Annotated in this window: 26 protein-coding genes and 1 pseudogene; 20 read left to right on the forward strand and 7 right to left on the reverse strand. The window is 66.4% G+C overall.

Annotated features, from left to right (window positions below; genetic code table 11):
* Window positions 1-4: 4 nt before the first annotated feature.
* Both AC07YR_RS00225 and AC07YR_RS00230 read right to left on the reverse strand, forming a co-directional pair.
* Window positions 5-283, reverse strand: a complete 279-nt coding sequence (locus AC07YR_RS00225) for a YciI family protein (protein ID WP_494732731.1) — start codon at window positions 281-283, stop codon at window positions 5-7.
* A gap of 41 nt (window positions 284-324) precedes the next feature.
* The gene (locus tag AC07YR_RS00230) at window positions 325-570 is read right to left on the reverse strand and encodes a hypothetical protein (protein ID WP_494733027.1); all 246 of its coding nucleotides are present in this window, start codon (window positions 568-570) and stop codon (window positions 325-327) included.
* Between AC07YR_RS00230 and AC07YR_RS00235 the strand changes: the two are divergent.
* The 5 genes and pseudogenes from AC07YR_RS00235 to AC07YR_RS00255 all read left to right on the forward strand — a co-directional run.
* Window positions 542-878, forward strand: a pseudogene (locus AC07YR_RS00235) (3-oxoadipyl-CoA thiolase); the annotation flags it as partial. The gene AC07YR_RS00230 and the pseudogene AC07YR_RS00235 overlap by 29 nt on opposite strands.
* A 185-nt stretch (window positions 879-1,063) precedes the next feature.
* Window positions 1,064-2,620 carry a Re/Si-specific NAD(P)(+) transhydrogenase subunit alpha gene (locus tag AC07YR_RS00240; protein WP_494732732.1) on the forward strand — a complete coding sequence of 519 codons (1,557 nt, stop codon included), beginning with the start codon at window positions 1,064-1,066 and terminating at the stop codon, window positions 2,618-2,620.
* A 32-nt stretch (window positions 2,621-2,652) separates the two neighbouring features.
* Window positions 2,653-4,092 (forward strand): Re/Si-specific NAD(P)(+) transhydrogenase subunit beta, encoded by a 1,440-nt coding sequence (gene pntB, locus AC07YR_RS00245; RefSeq protein WP_494732733.1) that lies wholly within the window; start codon window positions 2,653-2,655, stop codon window positions 4,090-4,092.
* 59 nt (window positions 4,093-4,151) lie between these two features.
* Window positions 4,152-4,388, forward strand: a complete 237-nt coding sequence (locus AC07YR_RS00250) for a hypothetical protein (protein WP_436057540.1) — start codon at window positions 4,152-4,154, stop codon at window positions 4,386-4,388.
* A 225-nt stretch (window positions 4,389-4,613) separates the two neighbouring features.
* Entirely contained in the window at window positions 4,614-5,198 is a 585-nt protein-coding gene (locus AC07YR_RS00255; protein WP_494733014.1) for an adenylate kinase, read from the forward strand.
* Window positions 5,199-5,291: 93 nt separating this feature from the next.
* On the opposite strand, the gene AC07YR_RS00260 is transcribed toward AC07YR_RS00255, so the two are convergent.
* On the reverse strand, window positions 5,292-6,203 hold the full coding sequence (locus tag AC07YR_RS00260; protein WP_494732734.1) for an SDR family oxidoreductase: 912 nt from the start codon (window positions 6,201-6,203) through the stop codon (window positions 5,292-5,294).
* A 182-nt stretch (window positions 6,204-6,385) separates the two neighbouring features.
* Between AC07YR_RS00260 and AC07YR_RS00265 the strand changes: the two genes are divergently transcribed.
* The 9 genes from AC07YR_RS00265 to AC07YR_RS00305 all read left to right on the forward strand — a co-directional run bounded on the left by AC07YR_RS00265 (window position 6,386) and on the right by AC07YR_RS00305 (window position 16,378).
* Window positions 6,386-7,180: an IclR family transcriptional regulator gene (locus tag AC07YR_RS00265; protein ID WP_494732735.1), complete on the forward strand. Its 795-nt coding sequence runs from the start codon at window positions 6,386-6,388 to the stop codon at window positions 7,178-7,180.
* 152 nt (window positions 7,181-7,332) lie between these two features.
* Window positions 7,333-8,610: a cytochrome P450 gene (locus tag AC07YR_RS00270; protein WP_494732736.1), complete on the forward strand. Its 1,278-nt coding sequence runs from the start codon at window positions 7,333-7,335 to the stop codon at window positions 8,608-8,610.
* Between the two features lie 5 nt (window positions 8,611-8,615).
* Window positions 8,616-9,692: a PEP/pyruvate-binding domain-containing protein gene (locus AC07YR_RS00275; RefSeq protein WP_494732737.1), complete on the forward strand. Its 1,077-nt coding sequence runs from the start codon at window positions 8,616-8,618 to the stop codon at window positions 9,690-9,692.
* Window positions 9,693-9,783: 91 nt separating this feature from the next.
* Entirely contained in the window at window positions 9,784-11,655 is a 1,872-nt protein-coding gene (locus AC07YR_RS00280) for a PEP-utilizing enzyme (RefSeq protein ID WP_494732738.1), read from the forward strand.
* A 7-nt stretch (window positions 11,656-11,662) separates the two neighbouring features.
* Window positions 11,663-12,412, forward strand: coding sequence for an SDR family NAD(P)-dependent oxidoreductase (locus tag AC07YR_RS00285; RefSeq protein WP_494732739.1), 750 nt, complete (start codon window positions 11,663-11,665; stop codon window positions 12,410-12,412).
* 46 nt (window positions 12,413-12,458) lie between these two features.
* Window positions 12,459-12,779, forward strand: a complete 321-nt coding sequence (locus tag AC07YR_RS00290; RefSeq protein ID WP_494732740.1) for a 2Fe-2S iron-sulfur cluster-binding protein — start codon at window positions 12,459-12,461, stop codon at window positions 12,777-12,779.
* 2 nt (window positions 12,780-12,781) lie between these two features.
* The gene (locus AC07YR_RS00295; protein ID WP_494732741.1) at window positions 12,782-14,089 is read left to right on the forward strand and encodes an NAD(P)/FAD-dependent oxidoreductase; all 1,308 of its coding nucleotides are present in this window, start codon (window positions 12,782-12,784) and stop codon (window positions 14,087-14,089) included.
* Window positions 14,090-14,117: 28 nt separating this feature from the next.
* Window positions 14,118-14,855, forward strand: a complete 738-nt coding sequence (locus AC07YR_RS00300) for an HD domain-containing protein (RefSeq protein WP_494732742.1) — start codon at window positions 14,118-14,120, stop codon at window positions 14,853-14,855.
* The gene (locus AC07YR_RS00305; RefSeq protein ID WP_494732743.1) at window positions 14,852-16,378 is read left to right on the forward strand and encodes an aldehyde dehydrogenase family protein; all 1,527 of its coding nucleotides are present in this window, start codon (window positions 14,852-14,854) and stop codon (window positions 16,376-16,378) included. Before AC07YR_RS00300 ends, AC07YR_RS00305 begins: the two co-directional genes overlap by 4 nt.
* Here the strand turns inward: AC07YR_RS00305 and AC07YR_RS00310 are convergent.
* Both AC07YR_RS00310 and AC07YR_RS00315 read right to left on the reverse strand, forming a co-directional pair.
* Complete coding sequence (locus AC07YR_RS00310) at window positions 16,375-17,355, reverse strand: zinc-binding alcohol dehydrogenase family protein (RefSeq protein WP_494732744.1); 981 nt, start codon at window positions 17,353-17,355, stop codon at window positions 16,375-16,377. The two genes, AC07YR_RS00305 and AC07YR_RS00310, sit on opposite strands and share 4 nt — an antisense overlap.
* Entirely contained in the window at window positions 17,352-17,852 is a 501-nt protein-coding gene (locus AC07YR_RS00315) for a MarR family winged helix-turn-helix transcriptional regulator (RefSeq protein ID WP_494732745.1), read from the reverse strand. Before AC07YR_RS00315 ends, AC07YR_RS00310 begins: the two co-directional genes overlap by 4 nt.
* Before the next feature lie 145 nt (window positions 17,853-17,997).
* Between AC07YR_RS00315 and AC07YR_RS00320 the strand changes: the two genes are divergently transcribed.
* From AC07YR_RS00320 to AC07YR_RS00345, 6 genes are all read left to right on the forward strand, one after another.
* Window positions 17,998-19,167, forward strand: coding sequence for an acyltransferase family protein (locus AC07YR_RS00320; RefSeq protein WP_494733015.1), 1,170 nt, complete (start codon window positions 17,998-18,000; stop codon window positions 19,165-19,167).
* Window positions 19,168-19,225: 58 nt separating this feature from the next.
* Window positions 19,226-19,750, forward strand: coding sequence for a hypothetical protein (locus AC07YR_RS00325; RefSeq protein WP_494732746.1), 525 nt, complete (start codon window positions 19,226-19,228; stop codon window positions 19,748-19,750).
* Window positions 19,751-19,860: 110 nt separating this feature from the next.
* Complete coding sequence (locus AC07YR_RS00330) at window positions 19,861-21,915, forward strand: bifunctional polysaccharide deacetylase/glycosyltransferase family 2 protein (RefSeq protein WP_494732747.1); 2,055 nt, start codon at window positions 19,861-19,863, stop codon at window positions 21,913-21,915.
* Window positions 21,916-21,979: 64 nt separating this feature from the next.
* Window positions 21,980-22,183 (forward strand): hypothetical protein, encoded by a 204-nt coding sequence (locus AC07YR_RS00335; protein WP_055806157.1) that lies wholly within the window; start codon window positions 21,980-21,982, stop codon window positions 22,181-22,183.
* 154 nt (window positions 22,184-22,337) lie between these two features.
* The gene (locus AC07YR_RS00340) at window positions 22,338-22,742 is read left to right on the forward strand and encodes a GNAT family N-acetyltransferase (RefSeq protein WP_436059318.1); all 405 of its coding nucleotides are present in this window, start codon (window positions 22,338-22,340) and stop codon (window positions 22,740-22,742) included.
* A 58-nt stretch (window positions 22,743-22,800) separates the two neighbouring features.
* Window positions 22,801-23,739: a 5'-3' exonuclease gene (locus AC07YR_RS00345; RefSeq protein ID WP_494732748.1), complete on the forward strand. Its 939-nt coding sequence runs from the start codon at window positions 22,801-22,803 to the stop codon at window positions 23,737-23,739.
* Between the two features lie 26 nt (window positions 23,740-23,765).
* Here the strand turns inward: AC07YR_RS00345 and AC07YR_RS00350 are convergent, their stop codons facing one another.
* Both AC07YR_RS00350 and AC07YR_RS00355 read right to left on the reverse strand, forming a co-directional pair.
* Window positions 23,766-24,788 carry a LacI family DNA-binding transcriptional regulator gene (locus tag AC07YR_RS00350; RefSeq protein WP_494732749.1) on the reverse strand — a complete coding sequence of 341 codons (1,023 nt, stop codon included), beginning with the start codon at window positions 24,786-24,788 and terminating at the stop codon, window positions 23,766-23,768.
* Between the two features lie 61 nt (window positions 24,789-24,849).
* The gene (locus tag AC07YR_RS00355; RefSeq protein WP_494732750.1) at window positions 24,850-26,310 is read right to left on the reverse strand and encodes a sugar porter family MFS transporter; all 1,461 of its coding nucleotides are present in this window, start codon (window positions 26,308-26,310) and stop codon (window positions 24,850-24,852) included.
* Window positions 26,311-26,488 lie beyond the last annotated feature (178 nt).

Genomic DNA, 26,488 nt, shown 5'->3' on the forward strand with positions numbered 1-26,488 from the left:
GCACTTACTCGAAGCGCACGGCATTCCACTCGAGGATGCGTGGCTCCGCGAGGCCCTCCGTAACGAACGGATCTTCGGCGATGAACCGCTCGGCATCCCCGCGGGAGCTGAAGATGCCCATCGACCCGGCGGTCGGATCCGTCGTCTGGAACGGGCCCAGCGCGATTAGTCCGCCGCCGCCTGCGCGGAAGGCTTCGAAGTAGGCCTTGTGGCGGGGGTACGTTTCCATCAGGCGCGAGCGATCGGCCCCTGCACGCAGGCTGTACATCACGACGAATTCCATGTGAGTGATCCTACTCCGGGGCCACAGGCCGGATTTATGGCCTACCGGACCGGGGTGTCGGCGCCCAGGGCAGTGCGTGCCTGAAGGATGGCCTGTTCCACATCCTCGTTCAGGTCCCCGGTGGGCAGCGAGCCGAGCTCGCCGCGGAGCAGTCCGACGTCCTTCAGGAGCAGGTCGTACTGGACATCGATGAGGCTGTCGCTCATCCAGCTCTGGCCGGTGGAGACGCCGATGACTTCGAAGAGGCTCTTCGCCGGCACGCCGTGTTCGGCCGCGAGGTTAAGCATGCGTGCGGTGGCGGCCTGGATCGGCTCCGAGAGCGCCGCAGGGATCCTCGGGATGGACCCTTTGGCCCGGACCGCCGGGCGCGGTGCGCACGCGCATCAACGCCTGGGGCATCGACCCCTCGATCGTGAACCGGCACGGCGGCGCGATCGCGATGGGCCACCCCCTCGGTGCGTCCGGCAGCCGGATCCTGGGCACGCTGGCCCGGTCCCTGCAGGCCTCCGGTGAACGCTGGGGCGTCGCGGCGATCTGCATCGGCGTCGGCCAGGGCCTCGCCGTCGTCATAGAAAACGTTTCACACCGGCACTAAGGCATACTAAGCATGAGTTTTAGGGACCCGTCAGCTTCCGGCTGACGGGTTCCCGTCTGACAGACGGGTCCAGCTTTGATAGACGAAGCTCCGTCTGAAGGGTCCCTGAAGAAATGAACCAACGGTGGTTTGCCCGGCGGCGGAATCGCGCCCCGGGCTTTTTGTATGGATGAGGGAGAGTGAACGTGACACGTATTGGCATTGTGGCCGAACTGGGTCGCGAGACGAGGGTGGCGGCAACGCCTGCCACCGTCGTGCAGTTGTTGGGGTTGGGCTACGAGGTTGTGGTCGAGAAGGGTGCGGGGGAGTCGGCGTCGTTCCGTGACGACGCCTACGAGGAAGCGGGTGCGCTGATTGTGGGCGCCGATGAGGCGTGGGGCAGTGACGTGGTGCTGCGGATCAATCCGCCCACTGAGGAGGAGATCGGCCGCCTGGCCGACGGCGCGACGCTGATCGGGTCGCTGAGCCCGGCACTGCGTCCGGAGCTGGTGGAGGCCCTGGCGGCGCGGCCGATCACGGCGCTTGCCTTGGATGCCGTGCCCCGTATTTCGCGGGCGCAGTCGATGGATGTGCTCAGTTCAATGGCGAACATTGCCGGCTACCGGGCCGTGATCGAGGCAGCCCACGAATTCGGCCGGTTCTTCACCGGTCAGGTGACCGCGGCCGGCAAGGTTCCGCCGGCGAAGGTCCTGGTGGCCGGTGCCGGGGTTGCGGGCCTCGCAGCCATTGGCGCGGCCAGCAGCCTGGGTGCGATCGTCCGTGCGACCGACCCGCGGCCCGAAGTGGCCGATCAGGTGAAATCCATCGGCGGGACCTACCTCAAGGTTGAGGTGGAGGAGGAGATGAAGTCCGCCGACGGGTACGCCAAGGCCACGTCCGAGGCGTACAACGCCCGCGCAGCCGAGATCTACTCCGAGCAGGCCCGGGACGTGGACATCATTATCACCACGGCCCTCATTCCGGGGCGTCCCGCGCCGAAGCTGCTCACGGCCGAGGACGTGGCCGGCATGAAGTCGGGCAGCGTGATCGTTGACATGGCTGCCGGGCAGGGCGGGAACGTGGAAGGCTCGGTCGCCGGGGAACGCGTGGTCACGGAGAACGGTGTGGTGATCCTCGGTTACACGGACCTTCCGGCCCGGTTGCCGGCCCAGGCCTCCCAGCTGTACGGGACCAACATGCTGAACCTCCTCAAGCTCCTGACCAAGGACAAGGACGGCCAGCTGCGGATCGACTTCGACGACGTCGTGCAGCGCTCCGTGACCGTGGTGCGTAACGGGGAGAAGACCTGGCCGCCGCCGCCGGTCCAGGTTTCCGCCGCGCCCGCGGCCCGGACGCAGAGCCCGGCCGCGGAAAGTACTGCGCCGAAGAAGAAGGAAGGCCTCAGCGCCGCCGGTAAGGCCGGACTCTTTGCCGCGGGCATCGCTGCGTTGTTTGTGGTCAACGCGGTTGCCCCGGCGCCGCTGCCGCAGCATTTCACGGTGCTGATGCTCTCGGTCGTCGTGGGTTTCTACGTCATCGGGAAGGTCCACCATGCCCTGCACACCCCGCTGATGTCGGTCACCAACGCCATTTCAGGGATCATCGTCGTCGGTGCCCTGCTGCAGGTCACCTCCGAGAACCCGGTCATGCAGGTTCTCGCTGCGGTCGCGGTCCTGCTGGCCAGTATCAACATCTTCGGTGGCTTCGCTGTCACCCGGCGGATGCTCGCGATGTTCTCCCGCGGTGACAAGGCACGTTCATGAGCGCAGTACCCGAAGCAGCAGCAGGAATCTTAATGAGGAGCTTTACTGTGTCTGACACCGTCTCCGGTCCGTTGACCGCCGACTCCATCGCGGGGGCGGCCTACATTGTCGCGGCCCTGCTGTTCATCCTCAGCCTCGCCGGGCTGAGCAAGCATGAAAAGGCACGGGCAGGGGTCATCTACGGCATCACCGGGATGATCATCGCCCTGGCCGCGACGATCTGGCTGACCCTGCAGGGCGCCTGGGGCACCGGCCACGGCCTGACCGGACTGGTCCTGCTCCTGGCCGCGGTGCTGGTCGGCGGTGCCATCGGGCTCTGGCGCGCCCGTGTGGTGGAAATGACGGGCATGCCCGAACTCATCGCCCTGCTGCACAGCTTCGTTGGCCTGGCCGCGGTGCTGGTCGGCTGGAACGGGCACCTCGAAGCCCCCGCGCTGTCCACGGACCTGATGGCCGTCCACCATGCCGAGGTCTTCATCGGCGTCTTCATCGGCGCGGTGACCTTCACCGGCTCGATCGTGGCGTTCCTGAAACTCTCGGCCCGGATGAAGTCCTCACCGCTGATGCTGCCGGGGAAGAACGCGATCAACCTCGGCGCCCTCGCCGGGTTCATCGCCCTGACGGTCTGGTACGTCAACGACTCCCGGCTGTGGCTCCTGATTGTTGTCACCGTCCTGGCCCTGGGGCTGGGCTGGCACCTGGTCGCCTCCATCGGCGGCGGGGACATGCCGGTGGTGGTGTCCATGCTCAACAGCTACTCCGGCTGGGCCGCGGCAGCAGCGGGTTTCCTGCTCAACAACGACCTGCTCATCATCACCGGCGCCCTGGTCGGCTCCTCCGGTGCCTACCTGTCCTACATCATGTGCAAGGCCATGAACCGGTCCTTCATTTCGGTGATCGCCGGCGGCTTCGGGATCGCCGCCCCCGCGGCGGCGGACGCGGACTACGGCGAGCACCGCGAAATCACCGCCCAGGCAACCGCGGACATGTTGACCAACGCCTCGTCCGTCGTCATCACTCCCGGCTACGGCATGGCCGTCGCCCAGGCCCAGTACCCCGTTGCTGAACTGGCCCACCAGCTACGCGAACGCGGCGTGAACGTCAGGTTCGGCATCCACCCCGTTGCCGGGCGCCTGCCCGGGCACATGAACGTGCTCCTCGCCGAGGCAAAAGTTCCCTACGACATCGTCCTGGAAATGGATGAGATCAACGACGACCTTGACGGGACCTCGGTGGTCCTGGTGATCGGGGCGAACGACACCGTCAACCCCGCCGCGGCCGAAGACCCCTCCAGCCCGATCGCCGGTATGCCCGTTCTGCGGGTGTGGGAAGCGGACAACGTCGTGGTGTTCAAGAGGTCCATGGCCGCAGGCTACGCCGGCGTCCAGAACCCCCTGTTCTACCGCGACAACTCCCAGATGCTCTTCGGCGATGCCAAACAACGCGTCGAAGACATCCTCCGCGCGTTCTAGCTGGGAACCGGCTCCGCGGCACGGTCGTGCAATTGCCGCCGGAGTGGCAGACTGCGGCCATGACTATGGAGCAATGGTGGCCGCGGCTGAAACCCTCGGCCAGGGAATGGCTTATTGCGAACAACGGCGACGCGGTTCCGGCGGAGATGGTCGCTGAGATCGCCGATGCCGGAGGCGATGTTGCGGGCGATGCCTGGTGGGTCGGTCAGAGTGGTCCTTCGGGTTTCCATTTCTCAGACGAGGCCGTCGACTGGATCGAGGCGGTCGCGAACGGCGAAACGCCCGAACCCCGCTGACAACGAGCCCGGGGTCCGAAGTGTGCGGGGCGCCTCAGCGCCGCCGCTCACTGCATCATCACTACCGGTAACAGCACAAAAGGGCAGAGTACGACGGCGGGGATCCTCCGCCGTCGTACTCTGCAGTGAGGCGCCGATGCAGCCCGGCCGCAAGCGTCGGGTCAGGAGCATCGGGCCAGGACGAAGACGTCCATATAGCCAGCAAAGGAATACCGAATGACGAGAATGCTGATTATTGGTCCGCCCGGTTCCGGCAAGGGAACGCAGGCGGAACGGATTTCCGAACGCCTCGGCGTGGTGGCGATCTCAACCGGCGACATCTTCCGCGCCAACGTTAAGGGCGGCACGCCGCTCGGCGTTGAGGCCCGGAAATATATGGATAACGGTGACTTCGTGCCGGACAGCGTCACGAATGAAATGGTCCGGGACCGGCTCAGCCAGGACGACGCCAAGGAGGGCTTCCTGCTGGATGGTTATCCCCGCACTGTCGCACAGGTGGAGTACCTCGACGGGATCCTCGCGGCCTCCAGTCAGGCACTCAGCGTGGTTCTCCAGCTGACAGCGGACGACGAGGAACTGGTGACCCGCCTGCTGGGCCGGGCCAGGGAAACCGGCCGGAGCGACGACAACGAAGGCGTCATCCGCCACCGGCTGGACCTGTACCACCAGCAGACGGAGGCCGTGGTGGCCCAGTATGCGGAGCGCGGGATCCTCACGCAGGTGGACGGGATCGGCGGAATCGAGGACGTCACGGACCGGGTCCTGGGAAGCATAGACGACGTGCTCAGCGTGCCCGTCCGCGGACTGTAGAACCGCCCCCGGACTGCAGAGCAGGAGTGAAAGGGATGACGACGGCGGTCCCTCCGCCGTCGTCATCGCGCCTTTTTGACCTTGCTAAGCCAATTAGTGGCTCACCGCGTGCCCGAGGCCCTTGATGAGGCGGGTAATGGCCTCTTCGGCGGTGGGCAGCGCGCCAAAGACCTCGCGCTGCCGGCTGGTGTCAGCAACGTAGCGGCCGGACTCGAACCAAGCGGTCATGGCTCCCAAGTCCTTGACCATGGGGTTGACCGGCCCGAGGGCCGTACCGACGGCCCGGATTAGCCTGCCGGGGATGGCCCGGACCCGGATGCGCCTGCCGAGGAGCCGGCCTGAAATATCAGCAACGTCCTGCATGCTGACGGGCCGGTCCCAGCCGAGATCGATGCGCTGGCCTTCGACTCCGGACAATTCCGTGGCGGCAGCGAGGTAACCGGCCAGGTCGGATGAGAGGACGAAGGTCAACGGAACATTCGCGGACCCGAGCCAGGTGAGGCGCCCTTTGCTGAACGGATCGCCGCCAAACCGGGTGACCTGGTCCAGGAAGGCGCCCGGACGCAGCGCCACGAACGGGACGCCCAGTTGCTCGAGCCGGTCCTCGGCCAGCTTCTTATGCCAGAAGTGCGGGACGTCAGGCGTCTGGTCACACGTGAGGATGCTCGTCAGCACGAATCTGCGCACCCGGGTCCGGCTGGCGGCTTCGGCGAGGTTGCTGTTGCCTATGGTGTCGATCTCCGGGGTGTCGCCCTTGCTGTGCCGTGTATAGCCGGCAGCCGAGGTGATCACGCTATCGGCACCGTCCATCGCCCGGACCAGGGAGTCAAGGTCCATCATGTCGCCCCGGGCGATAGTGGCACCGGCGGCTTCGAGGCGCGTGGCGTCGGACCCCGGACGCACCAGGGCGCGGACCTGCTTTCCCGCTGACAAGAGCTGCCACACCACCTGGCTTCCGAGCATGCCGGTGCCGCCAACCACCAGCACAGGTCCATCGCTTGTCATGGCCGCCTCCGGTGTAGTGGAACAGGTGGAAACCCCGTGTAAGGCAAATCTACTCAGGCCGGGGGCTGCCGCAAGGCCACGGCGCAAGGATGCCCTGAACTGCAGGCTAGACTCTGATCGGGGCTGCCCGGGGGCGGCCCGCAGGATGCAGAGCAGGGGCACGGACCGGAGAAGGAGCCACGATGGCGGGCGGCAGCCGCGAACCCGGCAGGACCGTGACCTCGAAGGTCCTATCCATCCTGGAAGCCTTCGAAAAATCCCGGGGCGCCCTCAGCCTGACCGACATCGGCGAAAAATCGGGACTGCCCCTGAGCACCGCCCACCGGCTGGTCAACGAACTCACCGACTGGGGACTCCTTTCCCGTGAGCCCAACGGCCGCTACCAGCTCGGCATCCGGCTCTGGGAACTCGCCCAGAACACCGGGCGGCAGCTCCGGGACGCGGCCCGGCCCTACGTTCAGGACCTCTTCTCGCTCACCGGTGAAACCGCGCACCTGGCGGTCCGGGCGGGCCATGAGGTGCTGTACATCGACCGCGTCTACGGTTCGAAGCGGGTGCCCCGCGCCGGCCGGGTCGGCGGCAGGCTGCCCATGCACGCGACTGCTGTCGGCAAGGTCCTCCTCGCTTTTGAGGAGGACTGGGTCCGGGACGCCTACCTGAACCGGCAGCTGGAGCGGCATACCGCGCACACCCACGTGGATCCCAGGAAGCTGGCCGAGGAACTGGCCCAAATCCATGAGCAGGGCTACGCCACCACCCTGGAGGAAGTCCGGCTGGGCTCCTGCTCGATCGCCGTCCCGGTCTTCCATACCGGCAGGATCGGGGCGTCGATCGGGCTCGTGCTGCCCACCACCCAGGCCTCCACGATGACCCGGCACCTGCCTGTCCTGCGGGGCATCGCCGCCCAGATTGAGCGAGCCACAGCCCGGATCCCGCTGGAAACGCTGCTGGGCAGCCACGTCGACGGCACGGACTGAGCCTCATCCCGGCCCGCGGGCGCTGGAATTAACTGGTTTCCACTGAGTGGAAGGCGATGCTGTCCGCGGATGGAGATCGGGGCCACACTGGTGAACAAGAACCCCCGGCAGGCACTGACGCCGCCGGCGGGACCGAAAACCAAGGAGCCCAGATGTCATCGTCGACTGAAACGGCCGGCCGCTGTCCCTTTGGCCACGGCGCCGAAGCCCCCGCCGGGCACCACGGCTACGAGCCGTTCCAGATGAAGGATCCGTTCCCCGCTTACGCCGAACTCCGGGCCGAGCAGCCCGTCATGTTCGACGAACGCGTCGGCCTCTTTGTAGTCTCCCGCTATGACGACATCAAGGCCGTTTTCGAGGACTGGGAGACCTTCTCCAGCGAAAACGCCCAGGCCCCCGTCCGCGAACGGGGCGCCGCCGCGAAGAAGATCATGGAAGACGGCGGCTTCACCGCCTACTCCGGCCTGTCCGCCCGCCGCCCGCCGGAGCACACCCGCATCCGCGCCGTGGTGCAGAAGGCTTTTACGCCCCGCCGCTACAAGGCGCTGGAACCCTTCATCCGGCAGAACGTCGTCGAACTGCTCGAGAAGATGCTGGCCCGCCCGGAACACCGCGGCGACATGGTCAAGGACCTCGCCTACGACGTCCCCACCATCACCATCCTTACGCTCATCGGCGCGGACGCCTCCCAGGTGGACACCTTCAAGCGCTGGAGCGATTCCCGCGCCGCGACGACCTGGGGCGACCTCACAGATGAGGAACAGATCCCGCACGCCCACAACCTCGTGGAGTACTGGCAGGAATGCCTCCGCCTGGTCAGGGTGGCCCACGAGCAAGGCGGCGACAACCTGACCGCGGACCTGGTGAAGTCGCAGCAGGAAGGCGCAGAGATCTCCGACCACGAGATCGCCTCTGTCCTCTACAGCCTGCTCTTTGCCGGCCACGAGACCACCACCACGCTGATCTCCAACTCACTCCGCGAGATCCTGTCCCGCCCCGAACAGTGGCAGCAGCTCGTCGAGGACCCCAAAAAGATCCCCGCCGCCATCGACGAGGTCCTCCGCTACGCCGGCTCGATCGTCGGCTGGCGTCGCAAGGCCCTTAAAGACACTGAAGTGGGCGGCGTCGCGATCGAAGAAGGCGCACAGCTGCTGCTGCTGATGGGCTCCGCCAACCGCGACGAGAACAAGTTCAACGACGGTGAAGACTTCGACATCACCCGTCCGAATGCCCGCGAGCACCTTTCCTTCGGGTTTGGTATCCACTACTGCCTGGGCAACATGCTCGCCAAGCTCCAGGCCAAGATCGCACTCGAGGAAGTGGCCCGGCTCGCTCCGGAATTGCAGTTGGAGGCCCCGGAAGCCATCGCCTTCCGCGAAAACCTTTCCTTCCGCGTCCCCGAGTCCGTCCCCGTCAGCTGGAAGGCCTGAGAAATATGCAAAGCAACGAATTCGTCCAGTTCTTCGACGGCGGCATCGAGCCGAAGCTCGAAAATCTCGGCGGCAAGGGCGCCTCCCTGGTCACGATGACGGCGGCCGGCATGCCCGTCCCGCCGGGCTTCGTGGTCACCACGGCGCAGTTCGACGCCTTTATGGAGGAAGCGGGCATCACCCGGGACATCCACGAGCTCCTTGCCGGACTCGACCCCGAGGACATGGCGCAGGTGGACAAAGTCTCGGCTGCCATCCGTGAGGACATCCGCTCCCGCTCCGTGCCCCCGGCTCTGCGCGAGCTCACCATCACGGCCTACGAGTCCCTGATGTCCCGCTTCGACGTGCCGGTCCCGGTGGCCGTACGCTCGAGCGCCACGGCCGAGGACCTTCCGGATGCCTCCTTCGCCGGCCAGCAGGACACCTACCTCTGGCTCAACGGCGTCAAGGCTGTCACCGAGCACATCCGGCAGTGCTGGGCCTCGCTCTTCACCTCCCGCGCCATCATCTACCGGCTCAAGAACAACATCCCCAACGAGGGCCTCTCCATGGCTGTCGTGGTGCAGAAGATGGTCAACGCACGCGTCTCCGGCGTCGCGATCACCATGGACCCCACCAACGGCGACCGCTCCAAGATCACCATTGACTCCTCCTACGGGGTGGGGGAGATGGTGGTCTCCGGCCAGGTCACCCCGGACAACATCATGCTGGACAAGGTCACCCTGGCCGTCATCTCCGAACACCTCGGCGACAAGCACGCCGAGCTCGTCCCGGACGCCGCGGCCGGCCGCTTGGTGGAACGGGAGGTCGACGCCGAGCGCCGCGGCCGCCGCAGCCTCACCGACGCCGAACTCACCGCCGTCGCTCAGATGGCCAAGCGTGCGGAGAAACACTACAAGTGCCCGCAGGACATCGAATGGGCCCTGGACACGGACCTGCCCGACGGCGAAAACCTGCTCCTGCTGCAGTCCCGCCCGGAAACGGTCCACTCCTCCAAACCGGCCGCGCACACCGCCCCGCAGCCGGTCGTCGCCGGCTACTTCAGCGGATTCAGTGCCGGCACACTCAAGCCGTCCGCCTAGAACTTCACGACCGGAACTCCACGCCCACAGCTGCACGCACCAGGCTCCACCCAACCAAGGCTCACCGTCGAGCCCACCTGAAAGGACCGCCATGTCCCTGAAGTCCTTCCCCAAACCGTCCGAGCTCCCGGTCCCCGCCGGCGCAGAGGGCTGGGAAAAGATCTACCCGTACTACCTGGTCTTCCAGGACAAGCTCAAGGAACAGGAAGACGCCAAGTTCTGGTTCTGCGACAGCCAGCACTGGCCCACCGTGTTCAAGCCCTTCGAGACGATCGGCGGCGAATTCGCGGTCAAGTGCCTGGGCCAGTACAACGCCCGGCACCTGATGATCCCCAACGCCAACGGCATCGAGTTCCGCATCCACCTGGGCTACCTCTACATGTCGCCCATCCCGGTGCCGGAGGACCAGATCGCCGCGCGGGTGCCCCTGTTCGAACAGCGGGTGGGCCACTACTTCCAGAACTGGGACCAGCTGCTCAAGGAGTGGCACGTCAAGGTCAAGGGCACCATCGAGGAGATGGAAACCATCTCCTTCCCCAAGCTCCCGGACATGGTCCCGATGGAGGATATCCTCTCCGGCAAGGGCAAAGACGGGTCCGAGAAGCTGCTGGAAAGCTACGACCGCCTCATCCAGCTCGCGTACCAGAACTGGCAGTACCACTTCGAGTTCCTGAACCTAGGGTACATCGCCTACCTGGACTTCTTCAACTTCTGCAAGCAGGTCTTCCCCAACATCCCGGACCAGTCCATCGCCACCATGGTGCAGGGCGTGGACATGGAGCTCTTCCGCCCGGACGACGAACTCAAGCAGCTAGCGAAGCTCGCCGTCGAACTTCAGCTGCAGGGACACTTCACGGACACGGACGACGTCGAGTCCACCCTGGCGGCCGTCGCCGCCGCACCGGGCGGGGAACGCTGGATCAAGCAGTATGAAGGTGCCAAAGACCCGTGGTTCAACTTCACCGTGGGCAACGGCTTCTACGGCCACGACAAGTACTGGAACGAACACCAGGAAATCCCGCTCGGCTACATCGCTGACTACATCCGCCGCGTGGACGAGGGCCAGGAAATCATGCGGCCGGTGGAGGCCCTGATCATCGAACGCGACCGCATCATCGAGGAATACCGGGACCTGCTGGAAGGCGAAAACCAGGCGCTCTTCGACGCCAAGCGAGGGCTTGCCGCCACCGCCTACCCGTACGTGGAGAACCACAACTTCTACATCGAGCACTGGACCATGGGCGTCTTCTGGCGCAAGATCCGCGAGCTCAGCCGCATGATGCAGGCCGAGGGTTTCTGGACCGAACCGGACGACCTGCTGTACCTGGGCCGCAACGAGGTCCGCGACGCGCTCTTTGACCTGGTCACCGGCTGGGGCGTCGGAGCCAGGCCCATCGGCCCGGACTTCTGGCCGGAGGAAATCGAACGCAGGCGCGGCATCGTGGATGCGCTTAAGACCGCCCGGCCGGCCCCCGCGCTGAACACGCCGCCGGAGTCCATCACCGAACCCTTCACCCGGATGCTCTGGGGCATCACCACCGAGCAGGTCCAGCAGTGGCTGGGTGCCGGCGAAGCGGTGGAAGGCGGCGGACTGCGCGGCATGGCGGCCTCGCCCGGCGTCGTTGAGGGACTGGCCCGCGTCGTCACCTATGCCGACCAGCTCTCCGAGGTGCAACAGGGCGAGATCCTTGTGGCCACCGTTACGGCCCCGTCCTGGGGCCCGATCTTCGGCAAGATCAAGGCCACGGTGACGGACATCGGCGGCATGATGAGCCACGCGGCGATCGTCTGCCGCGAGTACGGTCTTCCGGCCGTCACCGGGACCGGCTCGGCGTCCACCACCATCAAGACCGGCCAGCGGCTGCGGGTCGACGGCACCAAGGGCACAGTCCAGATCCTCGACGCGCTGGAACCGGAACTCCTGGCCGCGGGTCCCGGCGCGCACGCCCACAGCCATGTCTGACGTGACCATGCCTGAAGCAGGGAAAACCGTCCTGATCACCGGTGCCGCCGGCGGGCTGGGCCGGGCGTTCGCGCTCGGCTTTGCCGGCCGCGGCTACCGGGTGGCGGTGGCCGACATCAACGTCGAAGGCGCCGAACAGACGGCGAAACTGGTCCGCGAAGCCGGCGGCGAGGCAGCCGCCTTCTCAGCGGATGTCACCAGCGTGGAGTCCACCGAGGACCTCGCCAAAAGCTGCGCGGACTTCGGCAACGGAAGCATCGACGTCGTACTCAACAACGCCGCGGTGTACGCGGGGGTGACCCGGAGCCCGTTCGAGGACATCGACCCGGCCGAATGGGACCTGGTCATGAACGTGAACCTCAAGGGCCCGTGGCTGGTCACCCGGGCGGCGAGCCCGTTCCTGCCCGAGGGCGGGCGCGTCATTAACCTCTCCAGCGCCACGATCTTCAGCGGCTCGGAGCAGTGGCTGCACTACGTCGCCTCCAAGGGCGGCGTGGTGGCCCTGACCCGGGTGATGGCCAAGGAACTGGGCCGGCGCGGGATCACGGTCAACGCGATCGCCCCCGGCTTCACCCTCACCGAGGCCAGCTACGGGCTGATGGAGAACGCCGAAAACTACGGCGTGGACCGCGGTGCCATCAAACGCGCCAGCCGGCCGGAGGACATTGTGGGCGCCGCGCTGTTCCTGGCCGGGCCGGACAGTTCCTACTACACGGGGCAGACCATGGTGGTCGACGGCGGCCGCCAGTTCATCTGACTCTGCCCCTTTACCAACTTTCCGCTTTCAACCCCAAGGAGAACCAATGCCAACGGTTCATTTCACCGACGCCGAGGGCGATGTCCGCGATGTCCAGGGCAATCCCGGCGACTCCGTCATGGAAACCGCGGTGCGCAACGGCGTCCCCGGCATCGTGGCCGAATGCGGCGGATCACTGTCCTGCGCCACCTGCCACGTTTTTGTCCGCGAGGACTGCCTGTCGAAGCTTCCCCCGATGGAGGACATGGAGGACGAGATGCTCTACGGCACCGCCGTGGACCGCGAAGACAATTCGCGGCTGTCCTGCCAGCTCCGGCTGACGGATGAGCTCGACTTGTTTGTCACCACCCCGGAAACCCAGGTGTAGCGATGGGTACCCACACTGCCGAGCAGCCGGCCCCCGTCGCGGACCTAAGCGTTCCCACGCGCACCGGCCTGCTGATCATCGGCGCGAGCCAGTCCGGTGTCCAGCTGGCAGTCTCCCTCCGCGCGCTCGGTTTCGACGAGCACATCACCCTGCTCGGCGACGAGGACCACCGCCCCTACCAGCGCCCGGCACTGTCCAAGGAGTTCCTGCAGGGGACGGTGGAGAGCGAATCCCTGATCTTCCGCTCCAACGAGTACTGGGCTGAGCACAACGTGGACCTCGTCAAAGGCGAATATATCGTCCGGATCGACAGGGACGCGGACGGCTCGGGAATCGCGCACGCTTCCTCGGGGAGGCACTTCCCGTTCAAACGGCTCGCCCTCACCGTGGGCGCCCGCGCCCGCAAGCTGGACATCGACGGCGGCGACCTCGACGGCGTGCTGTACCTTCGCAACGCCGACGACGCCCTGGCGCTCAAGGCCCGGGTGGGGGACGCGGAGGACGTCGTGGTGATCGGCGGCGGGTTCATCGGCCTCGAAGCCGCGTCCAGCCTGCAGAAGATGGGCAAGAACGTCACCGTGCTGGAATTCGGCCCGCGGCTGGTGGGCCGCGCCGTCGGCGAGGAAACTGCCGAGTACTTCCTCCAAGCCCACCGCGCCCGAGGCCTGGACATCCGGCTCAACACGAGTGCTGCGCGCTTGACCGCGGCCGACGGCGGGAGGTCAGTCGCCGGCGTCGAACTTCAGGACGGCACGTTGCTGCCCGCTCAGATCGTTCTGGTGGGCATCGGGGTCATCCCCAACACCCAACTGGCCGAACAGCTGGGCCTGACCGTGGACAACGGCATCGTCGTGGACCGCTACGCGTTGGCCTCGGACGGCACCACGGTGGCCATCGGCGACTGCGCCAACATGCCCAACCCGGTGCCCGGCGCGGAACCCGGCGAGCGCATCCGGCTCGAAAGCGTCAACAACGCGATCGAACACGCCAAGGTTGCCGCTTACTCGCTCACCGGGAGGCGCGAGGAATATGCCGGCATCCCGTGGTTCTGGTCCAACCAGGCTGACCTCAAACTCCAGATCGCCGGGCTCTGCAACGGCTACGACCGTACCGTGCTGCGGAGCGACGAGGAACGCGGAAAATTCAGCGTCCTCTACTACCGCCAGGGCCAGGTCATCGCCGCGGACTGCGTCAACGCCCCGCTGGACTTCATGGCCGTCAAGAACGCACTCGCCAAAGGCCGGAATATCCCCGCCGATGCCGCCGCGGACCCGGCCACACCCCTCAAGACGATCACCACGGACAGCTAGCCAGCCGGCCGGCCCCCGAAGGAGCATTATGACCACCCCCAAGACCCCGGTTGCCGAGGCCGTCACCGACGCCGGCACCAACCGCGCTGCTGCGGACTTCGCCGCCGCGTACCCGGTCCGGCCGGTGCCAGCACCCGGGCCGGTGGACACCGCCCCGATTGCCACCACCCCGGCGGCTCTCGAGGAACTCGACCAGCTCTGGCGGTCCGTGGTGCACGAGACCCGTACCCGCGGCAACGACATCCACCTGCCGATCTCGCTTGCCTTCGCCGAGCGGCTCTGCCGGGCCTATCCCGACGCCGACGCCGAACTGGTCCGTGTTGCCACCCTGCTGCACGACACCGGATGGGCCCACGTGGACGAGTCCCGCATCATTTCCGAGGGCTTCGCGGGGGATTGGCGCAAGGCCGCTATTCGCTACGAACATGAGAAGCAGGGCTGCGACGTGGCCCGCCGGGTGCTCCCGGACCTGGGCTACGCACCGGAATTCATCGAGCGCGTCTGCGCGATCATCGACGGCCACGACACCCGCCCGATGGCCCACTCCCTGGAAGACGCGTTGATGCGCGACGCAGACCGGCTGTGGCGTTTCGACCAGGCCGGAATAGCCCTGGCCTCCACCTGGTTCAAGATGGACCCGGCCACCTACACCGACCGGCTGGCCGCGGAAATCGTGCCGGAACTCATCACGCAGGCCGCCCACGACATGGCCGCAGCCGACCTGAACCGGTCCACCGCCCTACTCAAGACGGCAGTCATCCGATGACCGCGGCAACGCAGCACGTTCCGGCCCTGGCCGCCCGTGCCGCGCTGAACCTGCCGTACACGCATGTGGACGATATTTTCATCGACGGCGCCTGGACGCCGGCACGCGGCACCGGCCGCAACCCGGTCACCGATCCGGCCACGGGCGAAGTCTGGGGATCCGTCCCGGACGGAACCCCCGAAGACCTGGACGCCGCCGTCGGATCTGCCCGCAGGGCTTTCGACGACGGTGAGTGGCCGCGGCTGACGCCCTCCGAACGGGCGGCGTACCTCCTGCGCGTGGCCGAGGAAGTGGAGAAGCGGGCCGAGGAGCTCTCGCTGACCAACACCCGCGAGAACGGATCTCCGGTCTCCGAATCCGCCGGAGCCGCCGCCAACGCCGCGGGCATCTTCCGCTACTTCGCGACCCTCGCCGGGTACCTGGAGCGCGAGGACGTCCGGGCCTTCCCGAAAGGCGGCGGCGAATCCGTGGTCCGGCGCGAACCGATCGGCGTGTGCGCCCTGATCGCGCCCTGGAACTTTCCGATCAACCTCGTGGTGATCAAGCTGGCGCCGGCGCTGCTGGCCGGCTGCACGGTGGTCATCAAACCGGCGTCGCCCACGCCGCTGTCCCTCCGCGTGATCATCGACGCGGTGGCCGCGGCCGGCGTCCCGGCCGGCGTGGTCAACCTCGTCACCGGCTCCGGCCGGCTGGGGGATTCTCTTGTGAAGCACCCTGCCGTGGACAAGGTGGCGTTCACGGGTTCGACGCCGGTGGGCCGAAAGATCGCGGCGGCCTGCGGCGAGCTGCTGCGCCCCGTCACCCTCGAACTCGGCGGCAAATCCAGCGCGATTGTGCTGCCTGACGCGGATCTGGACGCGATGTCCGAGGTCCTGATCCGTTCCTCCATGCGCAACACCGGGCAGACCTGCTACATTTCGACCCGGATCCTGGCCCCGGCCAGCCGCTATGAGGATGTCGTGGACATGGTCACCCGGACCATCGCCGCGGGCAAGCAGGGCGACCCGTTGGACCCGGACACAGTGTTCGGGCCCTGCGCCACGGAGTCCCAGTACAAGACCGTCCTGGAGTACGTGGAGTCGGGGCTGGCGGAAGGCGCCCGCGCCACTACCGGCGGGCGGGCCGCAGCGCTGGGCGGCGGGCTCGAAGGCGGGTACTTCGTGGAACCCACCGTGTTCGCCGACGTCACGCCGGACATGCGCATTTCCCGCGAGGAGATCTTCGGCCCGGTCATCTGCATCCTGAAGTACGACGACGCCGGCGGCAGTGTTGAGGAGGCCGTCGCGCTGGCGAACAATACGGAGTTCGGCCTCGGCGGCCTGGTGTTCGGGGGCGACCCTGAGGCGGCGCTGGCCGTGGCGGACCGGATGGACACAGGCTCAGTGGGCATCAACTTCTTCGCCTCCAACCATGCGGCACCCTTCGGCGGCCGGCACGACTCCGGACTGGGCACCGAATACGGGATCGAGGGACTCAACGCATACCTGAGCTACAAGTCGATTCACCGCCGTGCCAAAGCCTAGGTGGTGACGACGAGTTTTCCGCTGACCCGGTTTTCCTCCATATCGGTGTGCGCCTGGACGATGCCATCCAGCGTGTACACCTTGCCAACGGGCACGGCCGCGGTGCCGCTGCTGACCGCAGCCAGGAATTCCCGGAGCACACCCGCCGGAAGGTCCGCGGCTCCGCCCGTGTAGGCGGTCAGCCGGACGCCCCGCGGGATGTAGTCGATGGGATAGAAGTCGGGAACGACCCACTGGTTGGAAAGCATCCCGGTAAAGCAGACGACGCCGTGCATCCGGGTGGCCTGCAGCGTGTCTGGAAGCGTCGGGGCGCCCACGAGCTCCAGCGCGGCATCCACGCCGTCGGGGAAGAAGCGGCGCACCGCGGCGGCCAGGCCGCCGTCGTCGATCAGGACATGGTCGACGCCGATCCCGGTGAGTGCCTCCCGTTTGGACTCGTCGCGGGTCGAGGCCAATACGGTGAGTCCGCGGCGCTTGGCGAGTATTGCTGCTGCCATGCCGACCGAAGAGGTCCCGCCGCGGATGAGCAAGCTCTGGCCGGGCTTGATATCGAGCCCGATAGTGAGGGAACCGTGGGCGGTCTGGAGCATCTCCGGGATGGCGCCGATAGTTGACCAGGGCAGCCCCGACTCGAACGCAATGACCTGGCCGGCGGGCACACAGGTGTACTCGGCGTAGCCGCCGTCGAAAACGCGGCCCATCCCGCCCATCAGGGTCACCACCTTCTGCCCGGCGCGGAACTCACCGCCGGGGGAGTCCGCCACTTCTCCGACCGCTTCGATACCGGGCACGCGCGGGAACGTGACGCCCTGGGCGAGGCCCAGGCGGGTATGCAGTTCCGAGCGGTTGAGGCCGAATGCGCGGACCCGGATGAGCACCTGCCCGGGCTTGGGGACAGGGATGGGCCGTTCCCGGATGACCAGCGCTTCGGCAGGCCCCGGACCGTCCAAAACAACAGCCCGCATGGTGCCGGTCATTCTCCAGCCGCCTTGGCGCCGAGTGCCGGCCGCTTTGCGGCGCGCACACGTGTCAGGAGGTCCAGCAGCGTGCCCGCGTCCTGCATGGTCAGGGCCGGAGTAAACCAGCGGGCAAGTTCGGTTTCCACCACTTTGCGGCCCTGATCAAGAACCGTAGTCCCGGCCGGGGAGAGTACCAGGAGCGACGAACGCCGGTCGCCGGGGTTCATGTTCCGCGAGCAGTATCCCGCAGCCTCCACCCGGTCGATGAGCTTGCTGGCGCCGCCCACGGTGATGGCCAGGGCCGTTGCAACCTCGAAGACCCGGCAGGTGCCGAAGGACGCAATGACCGCCATCGCCTCGTACCGGCCTAGGGGCAGGTCACACTCCGAGCGCAGGCGGACGTCAACGGCGTCCCACAGTTCGGTTTCAAGCCGGGTTAACGCACTAAACAGGGGATAGAGGTCGGCGGTGTCGTCTCCGGTTTCCATGCCTACAGCGTAACAAGTAGCTTCCATGGAAGCTACTTCCTTGGATTGCATATGGCCGGAATCAGGTTTCATCCAGCTGGACCGGGGATAATGGGATGAGGTGCGGCGCCAGGAATCAGGTCCGGCGGCCGGAAGAATCCATCAAAATCGAAACCGCGGAGGTCATTTGGCGTTGCTAGCTGAAGAAACGGTAGGGACTGCCGCGAAGCCGGCTGCCGGGAAGGCCAGTAGGCAGGCCGGTGGGCAAGAACCCGGGCAAAATAGGCAGAGCCAGAGGCTGGACGGCCTGGATGTCCTTCGCGGAGCCGCCGTTGGTGCGGTTCTCCTCGGTCACTCCTGGCCCGGGCTTTTCCAGGGCGCCGGCATTGTCGGCGTCATTGTCTTCTTCGTGCTGAGCGGCTACCTGATCACGGGCGTGCTGCTGCGGGATATCGAACGGCACCGGAAAGTCCGCTACGGCCGTTTCTATGCGCACCGGGCCTTCCGGCTGCTGCCCGCACTCATTTCCTTCCTTGGCGTCTATGCCATCGTTGAACTGACGGCCGACGTCCTGGGGGACCGTTCCAAGGGAATCATCGGCTACACACTCCTTGCCGGTTTCGGCTATCTCAAAGACCTGCCCCTGCCGTTCGATGTCAGCATGGCCATTGGACCGCTCTGGACGCTGGCGGTGGAGGAACAGTTCTACCTGGTCTGGCCGGCGCTGCTGGTGGTCGCCCTGCGGAAAAACCGACAGTGGCGGCTGATCAGCTGGTCTGCCGCCGTCATCTTCTCGCTGATGACGGCCAGTGTGCTGGGGATGCTGATCCTGGCCCCGCACCTGCACTCCCTGGTCTACGCCCTTCCCACGACGTGGGGCCTCGGGCTGATCGCCGGTTCGGCACTGCGCCTCTACAGGGTCCGGGTGTTCCGCTGGTTCTCTCGTCCCCGGCTCAGGAAGGCGGGTCTCTTCGGGTCGATCGTCGTCCTGGCAGCGTTGGTGTTCTTCCCCAAGGCCAACGAATCGCCGGCTTTCTTTTTCGTGGGAGGCCCGCTGGCCATGGCTGCCGCGGCTGTACTGGTGGTGCTGGCCGCTTCCCGTTCGCAGGCGATGCCTTCCTGGACGCGACCGCTGCAGCTGCTGGGCACCGTTTCCTACGCCGCGTACCTCTGGAACTATGTGGTCATTCTCTGGCTGAACGGCGGGTCCACGGCCGACTTGCCGCCGCTCGTGTCAGTAGCGGCCATCCTGCTGACCCTGCTGGTGGCGGTCATCAGCTGGCATACCGTCGAAAAGCTCGGACGCATCGGGCGGGATCGATTCGACACGGCTTATCAGGCCAAAGCCGGCTCCCGGCCCTGATGATGCCCCGGTCATACTTTTGGGATGCGGATCGCGGATCCTCTAAGGTTGATGCCCGATGCTAGCTTTTGATGAAACGTCCGATCAGTCGGGGTCCGCGCAACAGCGCGGGCCGGTCTTTGTTGATGAATCAGGACGGCGCCTGCGGCTGGTGAAGCTCCTCGGCCTCGGGTCCCTCGGGCTCGTGGCGGGATACGTCGTTCTCCTGGTGGTGGCGTTCGTCGGCGGCCCCAATGTCGCCGCGCCATACCTGCCGCTGCCTCCCGCCGCAGCAGCTCCCGCGGCCCATGACGTTCCCTCTTCGCCTCCGGCACCGGCTTCCAGCGACCCCGCGCCACCAGCCCCCCAGGTTGTGCCGGCCGAGCCTGCAGCACAGTCCGCTTTTCAGGCACCTGTAACCGGGCCGTCGGCCGCTCCGGTGACGCCACCGACTGGTGGTACGGCCACTGGTTCTGAAGTCCACAAGGCGCCCCCCTCCGACCCCGTGACGGAACCTGCACCGGGCACAGAGCCGACGGCGCCAGGCAAGAGCGGGACGGCGCCGGGCCAGGCCACGCGTCCGTCTGCGCCGCCGCAGCCGTGAGTGTGAGTCGCCCCGTCAAGTCCGCAGGTCCCGTCAGCGTAAGGTCTCACTGGTTCGTCCTTATCGCAGTCCTGTTTGCGTTGGGAGTCGCCCTCGCGGTACAGGGATACATGCATCACCTCGCCGGGATTGGCGATGACTCCGTTACATCGGGCACGTCCGCGGCAAGCGTGCCGGCTACGGTCTCCGGTGGCGGCCCGGTGGTCGACTCCCGTGGCGGAGCGGTCCGCACCGTGAGTCCGCCGGACCATACGCTCGCGCTGACGTTCGACGACGGACCAGACCCCGTCTGGACACCGCAGATCCTCGACGTCCTGCGGAAGCACCGCGTTCGGGCGACCTTCTTTGTGGTTGGCTCGGCGGCGATCGACAACCCCGACCTCATGCGCCGCATCATTGCCGACGGTCACGAGATCGGTGTCCACACGCTCACCCACACAGACCTCGGCACTGCTCCGTCGTGGCGGCGCGACCTCGAAGTCCAAGGTGCCCAGGAAGCCATCGCCGGCATCACCGGCCATGCGACCTCGCTTCTGCGTCCGCCGTACAGCTCCGGGAACGATGCGATCACCGACAGCACCTGGTCAGCAATGCGAACGGCGGCGGACGAGGGCTACATCACGGTGCTGAGCACCGTCGACAGCGAGGATTGGCGGCGGCCGGGCGCCACGGCCATCGAACGGAATCTTGCCCTGTCCGGCCCGAAGGGGCAGGTGCTGCTGATGCACGACGGCGGTGGTGACAGGGAACAGACCGTTGCCGCGCTCGATTCCACGTTGTCGCGTTACGCCGGGCAGGGCTATCGGATCACAAGCATCGGTGACGCCATCGGTATTGACAGCATGCGGGAGGCCTCCGCCCCGGAGCGGATGACAGGAACGGCCTTCGTGCGGGGCATCCAGCTGAGCGACTTTGTCGTCACCGCCATATCGTGGGGGCTGGTCGCGGCAGGCATAGTGACACTTGTCCGCGCTTTCCTCGTGGTCGGGTTCGCGGCCCGCCACAGCCGGGCTGCACGGCGTCTGCAGACGGTCAGCCGGGGCAGGCGACGGATGGACGTGCCGGTCAGGCCGGAGATCACTGAGCCGGTCAGTGTGATCGTCCCCGCTTACAACGAGGCCGTCGGCATCGAAGCCGCGGTCCGGTCCATCGTCGCCTCGACCCATCCCGTTGAGATCATCGTGGTCGACGACGGCTCAACCGATGGGACCGCGGGCATCGTGGAAGCTCTTGGCCTGCCGGGAGTCACCGTCATCCGGAAGGAGAACGGGGGCAAGCCGTCCGCCCTCAATGCCGGGCTTGACGCCGCCAGCCACGAACTTGTGGTGATGGTCGACGGCGACACTGTCTTCGAGCCGGACACGGTTCGTGCCCTTATCCAGCCTTTCGCCGACCCGCGCGTGGGGGCAATTTCGGGGAACACGAAAGTGGCCAACCGCGGCGGCATCCTCGGCGCGTGGCAGCACATCGAGTACGTCGTCGGCTTCAATCTGGACCGCCGGCTGTTCGACGTCGCGGAGTGCATGCCAACTGTCCCCGGGGCCATTGGTGCCTTCCGCCGGGACGCCCTCCTGCGGGTCGGCGGAGTCAGCGACGACACGCTCGCCGAAGACACGGACCTCACCATGTCGCTGTGCCGCGACGGCTGGCGCGTCGTGTACCAGGATGACGCGCGTGCCTGGACCGAGGCCCCGGCTACCCTTGGCGCCTTGTGGCGCCAGCGGTACCGCTGGTGCTACGGCACGCTGCAGGCAATGTGGAAGCACCGCGGCGCGGTGGTGCAGCGGGGAGCGGCCGGCAAGCTCGGCCGGCGCGGGCTCGGCTACCTGCTTGTCCTCCAGGTGCTGCTTCCCCTGTTCGCTCCTGTGGTCGATGTCTTTGCCGTCTACGGACTGATCTTCCTCGATCCGCTCCGGATCGGGGCACTCTGGATCGTCTTCCTTGTCGTTCAGTTGCTCATGGCCACCTACGCGTTCCGGCTCGACAAGGAACGGCTCGGGCCGCTGTGGACGCTTCCACTCCAGCAGTTCGTCTATCGGCAGCTGATGTATCTCGTGGTCATCCAGTCCGTGGTCACGGCGCTGGCGGGTGTGCACCTGGGCTGGCATCGAATGGAGAGGTACGGCAGCCTGCGTGTCCCGCCCGCCGCTGAGGGCCAATCGTAGCCGGAGCCGGACTCGGAGACCGGCCTAGGGAGTAGGGTGTGCCTTAGTCGACGAAGGAGTCAGCATGAGCTACAAATATCGAACCGTCCGGGTTCGCGGCACCGAACTGGTTGGAACAATTGCCCGGAAGCATGGCGGTGCGCCGGAAATTTACGAAACATCCAAGGATGCGAGCACGTCTGTGGTTCCGGTGTTCTTTGAGGCAACAGGCGAGATCCGGTTTTTCGACAGAACAGTGCTGGAGGACGTCGCGGCGCCCGCCCACTAGCACGCACGGCTGGCACCCCGAGCCGCCAGACGGATAAGCCAGGGTGGACGCCGGCCGGTTCGCCGAGCATGATGAAGCCGTGACTGCTGATGACCCGGCCAACCTTCAAGCGCCCCGCCGGGCGAGTCCGGCCGACGCCGCAACCGTTGCCCGGATGCTCCACGATTTCAACACCGAGTTCGACACACCGAGCCCCGGCATCGACGTCTTGACGTCGCGGGTGGCCGAACTGTTGGCGGGGGAGGACGTAGTAGTGCTGCTCGTCGGCACACCGCCAGGCGGACTTGCGGTGCTGAGCTTCCGCTCCAATGTCTGGTACCCGGGTCCGGTAGCCATCCTGGACGAACTGTACGTCCGTCCGGGCCTGCGGGGCCGTCGACTGGGCAGCGCACTGCTCGCCGCCTCGTGCGAGCTGGTACGAGGCCGCGGCGGCGCATTGCTTGAAATCAACGTCGACGGCGAGGACACGGACGCGCGCCGGTTCTATGAGGCTCGCGGGTTCGCCAACACCGAACCCGGCGGCACAGAGCCGATGCTTTACTACTACCGGGAGCTCTGAAAGGCGGCCTGTACGCCAACCGGATTTTCAACGGAGCGTTTCCGTGTGAGGATCAGGTATGCCCCACCGCCTGATGCTGCTGGACACTGCCTCCCTGTACTTCCGCGCGTTCTACGGTGTGCCGGACACGATACGCCGCGCCGACGGCACGCCGGTGAACGCGGTTCGCGGTTTGCTGGACATGATCGCCCGGCTCACCACCGACTTCGAAGCGACGCATCTCATTGCGTGCTGGGACGATGATTGGCGGCCGCAGTGGCGTGTCGACCTCATTCCCAGCTATAAGTCGCATCGGGTGGCAGTGGTGGTGGCGGGCGGTCCCGACATCGAAGTGGTGCCGGACGCGCTGGAGGCGCAGATCCCGATGATCCGGCGGGTGCTGGAGCTGGCCGGTGTCGCCGTCGTGGGAGCTGCTGAACATGAGGCCGACGACGTCGTCGGCACCTACGCCAGCCATGCCGGCTTGCCGGTGGACGTGGTCACGGGCGACCGGGACCTCTTCCAGGTCGTCGATGACGACCGCAACGTGCGCGTGATCTACACCGCGCGCGGCATGAAGAACCTCGAAGTCGTCACCGACGCGGTCATCGTCGGCAAGTACCGCGTGCTGCCCGAGCAGTATGCGGACTACGCAATCCTCCGGGGTGACAGCTCCGACGGGCTGCCGGGCGTGGCCGGAATCGGTGAGAAGACCGCCGCGTCCCTGCTCGGGGAGTACGGCACGCTCGAACTGCTGCTCGAGGCGGCGACGGGTGCGGAAAGCAGGCTGTCCGCGTCCGTAAGGGCCAAGCTCGCAGCGGCGACGGACTATCTCAAGGTCGCACCCGCCGTCGTGAACGTGGTGCGCGACCTCGGGCTGCCGACCCTCGACGAGGCGGGCGCCCGGTTGCACCCCGTTGTAGGCGATCCGCGGGCAGAGCTTGAGCGCCTGGCCACCGAATGGAACCTCGGAGGTTCGGTCAGGCGGCTCCTCGAAGCGCTCGACCAGCGGGACTGAGCTGCGGGGCACCCCGGCATTACGCGTCAGCCCGCCGGAGCGGGCGCGGTGCTGTTCCGCACTACCAGGCGCGGGGTCAGTACTTCGGTGCGCTGGGGCAGGGCCGGGTCTGCCATGCGCTCGAGGAGCAGGCGGGCGGCGCGGATGCCGACCTCCCGGCTTACAGGGTCCACGCTGGTCAGCGAAAGATGCCGGATTCCGGCCAGGTAGGTGTTGTCATAGCCGACGAGTGACAGCTGGGAGGGGACGTTGATGCCGTGGTCGTCGGCGGCAGAGAGAGCCCCGACGGCGAGGACGTCGTTGGTGGCCAGGACTGCCGTGGGGGGCCGCCCGCTGTCAATCAGGCTGTTCATTGCCTCGAAGCCGGAATGTTCGCTGAGGTCTGTCTGCACCAAGCGGATATGGTCCTGCAGGCCGTGGCGGGCCATCGTGTCCCGGTAGGAGCCCGCCCGCAACGCGGCTGATCCGGTCGGGGCCGTGAGGTAGGCGATGTCGCGGTGGCCGAGGCCGATCAGGTGTTCGACGGCGGAACATGCTCCGGCGACGTCGTCGTTGGTGACGAGGTCCGCAGAGGGAAGCTCGAAGGTGCGGGCGCCGACCACGACGGTCGGTGTGTGCGCGGTGGCCCGCAGCAGATCGTCATCCGGCTGGACGTCGCCGGCAATGACGAGCCCGTCCACGCGGAGCTCCATGAACGCTGAAACCGGGCCCTCCCCGGGCCGGGCCAGGTACGTGGGGTCGCTGAGGACCATCCGCAGGTTCTGTTCCCCGAGCACGCTCTGCAGGCCGTCGAGCAGTTCCACGAACCAGGGATTCGCCAGGTCGTCCAGCAGCACCCCGACAATCCGGGTGCGCCCGCTGGCGAGCCAGCGGGCGGCGTTGCTTGGCCGGTAATCGAGCTCGGCGATTGCTTCGGTAACCGCCTGCCGCTTTTCCGGGCTGACTTTGGGGGAGTCCCGCAGCACCAGCGAGACAAGGGCGCGGGAGACGCCTGCCACCCGCGCGACGTCGTAAATTGTGGGGCGTTTGGCCACTTCCTGGTGCTTCAATTCACTCCCCGACGATCGGCCGCGTCGCCACACTGGCCTGGCTAGGGAAACAGACGAACTATTACTGGGCTCCGGCCTTCGCGCCGGACGCTTCCGCCGGCGTGATGACGGGAAGGCTGCCGGTGCGGAAGTGCACCTCCAGTTCTTCCAGCGACTGGCCCATGGTCTCGGGAACGCACTTGGACACGAACACCAGGGATGCGACGTTCACCAGGACAAAGACCGCGAAGGTTCCCGTGGAGCCCAATGCCACAACGAGGATCGGGAACAGGAAGGAGATGCCGGCATTGACAGTCCAGAGGGCAAAGACGGCGATACCCATGGCAAAGCCGCGGATGGCCATCGGGAAGATTTCCGAAAGGAGGAGCCAGACGCAGGTGCCGATGAAACACTGCACGAACGCGACGAACAGCATCATGGCGGCCAAGATGGTGTAGCTGACGAAATCCGACTGCGGCAGCATGAAGACGACGGCGAGGATCGCCTGGGAGGCGACGACGCCGGAGAAGCCGATGACCAGCATGCGGCGCCGGCCGATGAAGCCGAGCAGGTAGATGCCAAGTACGGTCATCAGCACCGAGGTCACGCCCACCGCCACGGTGGCTACCAGTGATGCGCTGACGCCCAGTCCGCTGCGTTCCAGGATGGTGGGCGCGTAGTAGTTGACCGTGTTGATGCCGGTTGCCTGCTGAACCACGGCCAGGCCGATGCCGATCCACAGCAGCTTGCGCATCCACGGATTGTTCTTCAAATCACGCCATGCGTGCGAGCGCTCAGTCTTGGCAGTGGTGGCCGATTCGACAATTTCCTTGTATTCGAAATCGGCTTCCTCGGGGCTGCGGCTAAGGTCTAGGATGCGACGGCTGTCCGCAAACCGTTCCCGGATGGCGAACCAGCGGGGCGACTCAGGCAGGATGAGCATCCCGATCAGCAGGGCGATCGCGGGGATGGATGCCACTCCAAGCATGAGGCGCCAGACCTCAGGATCGTGGATCAGCGTGTCAAGAAGGGCGTTGATGGCGAAGGCAAGCATCTGGCCGGTCACGATCATCAGTTCGTTGATCGTCACCATGCGGCCGCGCAGGTGTGCCGGCGCCATTTCTGCCAGGTAAAGGGGGCAGGTGACGGCTGCGGCTCCAACGCCGAGGCCCAGGATCACTCGGGCCACCACCATGAAGCCGACGTTCGGTGCAATCGCACAGCCCAGGGCACCGACCAGGAAGAGCAGCGCGCAAATGAGGAGCGTGCCGCGGCGGCCGAGCGTATCGGCCAGCCGGCCGCCGCTCAGCGCGCCGACCGCCGCGCCCGGGAACAGCAGGGCGCTGACCACGGTGGCTTCTTCGACCGGGCTCATGCTCAGTGAATCCTGCATGTAGAGCAGTGCGCCGGAGATCACGCCGGTGTCGTAGCCGAACAGAAGGCCGCCGAGAGTGGAGATGACAGTAAGGCGGGTCAGATACCCGCGATGTTTGGAGCCGGGTTTGTTTCCCGGTGCGGTGGGGTGTGCTGCGTGCAACGACATTGTTGACTTCCTCGAATCGTTTGGCCCGTCCAACTGGACCGTCGGTGGGGTCCCGGCGAGTGCGCCAGGTCACGTGCTGCCACCAACGTTAGAGCGCTCTAACGGAAGAGTCAAGAGTTTGTACTGACATGAGGTCAAACTCCTAGACGGTATCGGCCATTTGCTGAATAATCACGTC

This window comes from Arthrobacter sp. GW460-12-1-14-TSB2 (assembly GCF_059423525.1).

Bases quoted from the DNA above. Each gene is read 5' to 3' on its own strand.
- AC07YR_RS00225 (WP_494732731.1), bottom strand. From the start codon at position 283: ATGGAATTCGTCGTGATGTACAGCCTGCGTGCAGGGGCCGATCGCTCG.
- AC07YR_RS00230 (WP_494733027.1), bottom strand. From the start codon at position 570: ATGCTTAACCTCGCGGCCGAACACGGCGTGCCGGCGAAGAGCCTCTTC.
- pntB (WP_494732733.1), top strand. From the start codon at position 2,653: ATGAGGAGCTTTACTGTGTCTGACACCGTCTCCGGTCCGTTGACCGCC.
- AC07YR_RS00250 (WP_436057540.1), top strand. From the start codon at position 4,152: ATGACTATGGAGCAATGGTGGCCGCGGCTGAAACCCTCGGCCAGGGAA.
- AC07YR_RS00255 (WP_494733014.1), top strand. From the start codon at position 4,614: ATGCTGATTATTGGTCCGCCCGGTTCCGGCAAGGGAACGCAGGCGGAA.
- AC07YR_RS00260 (WP_494732734.1), bottom strand. From the start codon at position 6,203: ATGACAAGCGATGGACCTGTGCTGGTGGTTGGCGGCACCGGCATGCTC.
- AC07YR_RS00265 (WP_494732735.1), top strand. From the start codon at position 6,386: ATGGCGGGCGGCAGCCGCGAACCCGGCAGGACCGTGACCTCGAAGGTC.
- AC07YR_RS00270 (WP_494732736.1), top strand. From the start codon at position 7,333: ATGTCATCGTCGACTGAAACGGCCGGCCGCTGTCCCTTTGGCCACGGC.
- AC07YR_RS00275 (WP_494732737.1), top strand. From the start codon at position 8,616: ATGCAAAGCAACGAATTCGTCCAGTTCTTCGACGGCGGCATCGAGCCG.
- AC07YR_RS00280 (WP_494732738.1), top strand. From the start codon at position 9,784: ATGTCCCTGAAGTCCTTCCCCAAACCGTCCGAGCTCCCGGTCCCCGCC.
- AC07YR_RS00285 (WP_494732739.1), top strand. From the start codon at position 11,663: ATGCCTGAAGCAGGGAAAACCGTCCTGATCACCGGTGCCGCCGGCGGG.
- AC07YR_RS00290 (WP_494732740.1), top strand. From the start codon at position 12,459: ATGCCAACGGTTCATTTCACCGACGCCGAGGGCGATGTCCGCGATGTC.
- AC07YR_RS00295 (WP_494732741.1), top strand. From the start codon at position 12,782: ATGGGTACCCACACTGCCGAGCAGCCGGCCCCCGTCGCGGACCTAAGC.
- AC07YR_RS00300 (WP_494732742.1), top strand. From the start codon at position 14,118: ATGACCACCCCCAAGACCCCGGTTGCCGAGGCCGTCACCGACGCCGGC.
- AC07YR_RS00305 (WP_494732743.1), top strand. From the start codon at position 14,852: ATGACCGCGGCAACGCAGCACGTTCCGGCCCTGGCCGCCCGTGCCGCG.
- AC07YR_RS00310 (WP_494732744.1), bottom strand. From the start codon at position 17,355: ATGACCGGCACCATGCGGGCTGTTGTTTTGGACGGTCCGGGGCCTGCC.
- AC07YR_RS00315 (WP_494732745.1), bottom strand. From the start codon at position 17,852: ATGGAAGCTACTTGTTACGCTGTAGGCATGGAAACCGGAGACGACACC.
- AC07YR_RS00325 (WP_494732746.1), top strand. From the start codon at position 19,226: ATGCTAGCTTTTGATGAAACGTCCGATCAGTCGGGGTCCGCGCAACAG.
- AC07YR_RS00330 (WP_494732747.1), top strand. From the start codon at position 19,861: ATGCATCACCTCGCCGGGATTGGCGATGACTCCGTTACATCGGGCACG.
- AC07YR_RS00335 (WP_055806157.1), top strand. From the start codon at position 21,980: ATGAGCTACAAATATCGAACCGTCCGGGTTCGCGGCACCGAACTGGTT.
- AC07YR_RS00340 (WP_436059318.1), top strand. From the start codon at position 22,338: ATGCTCCACGATTTCAACACCGAGTTCGACACACCGAGCCCCGGCATC.
- AC07YR_RS00345 (WP_494732748.1), top strand. From the start codon at position 22,801: ATGCCCCACCGCCTGATGCTGCTGGACACTGCCTCCCTGTACTTCCGC.
- AC07YR_RS00355 (WP_494732750.1), bottom strand. From the start codon at position 26,310: ATGTCGTTGCACGCAGCACACCCCACCGCACCGGGAAACAAACCCGGC.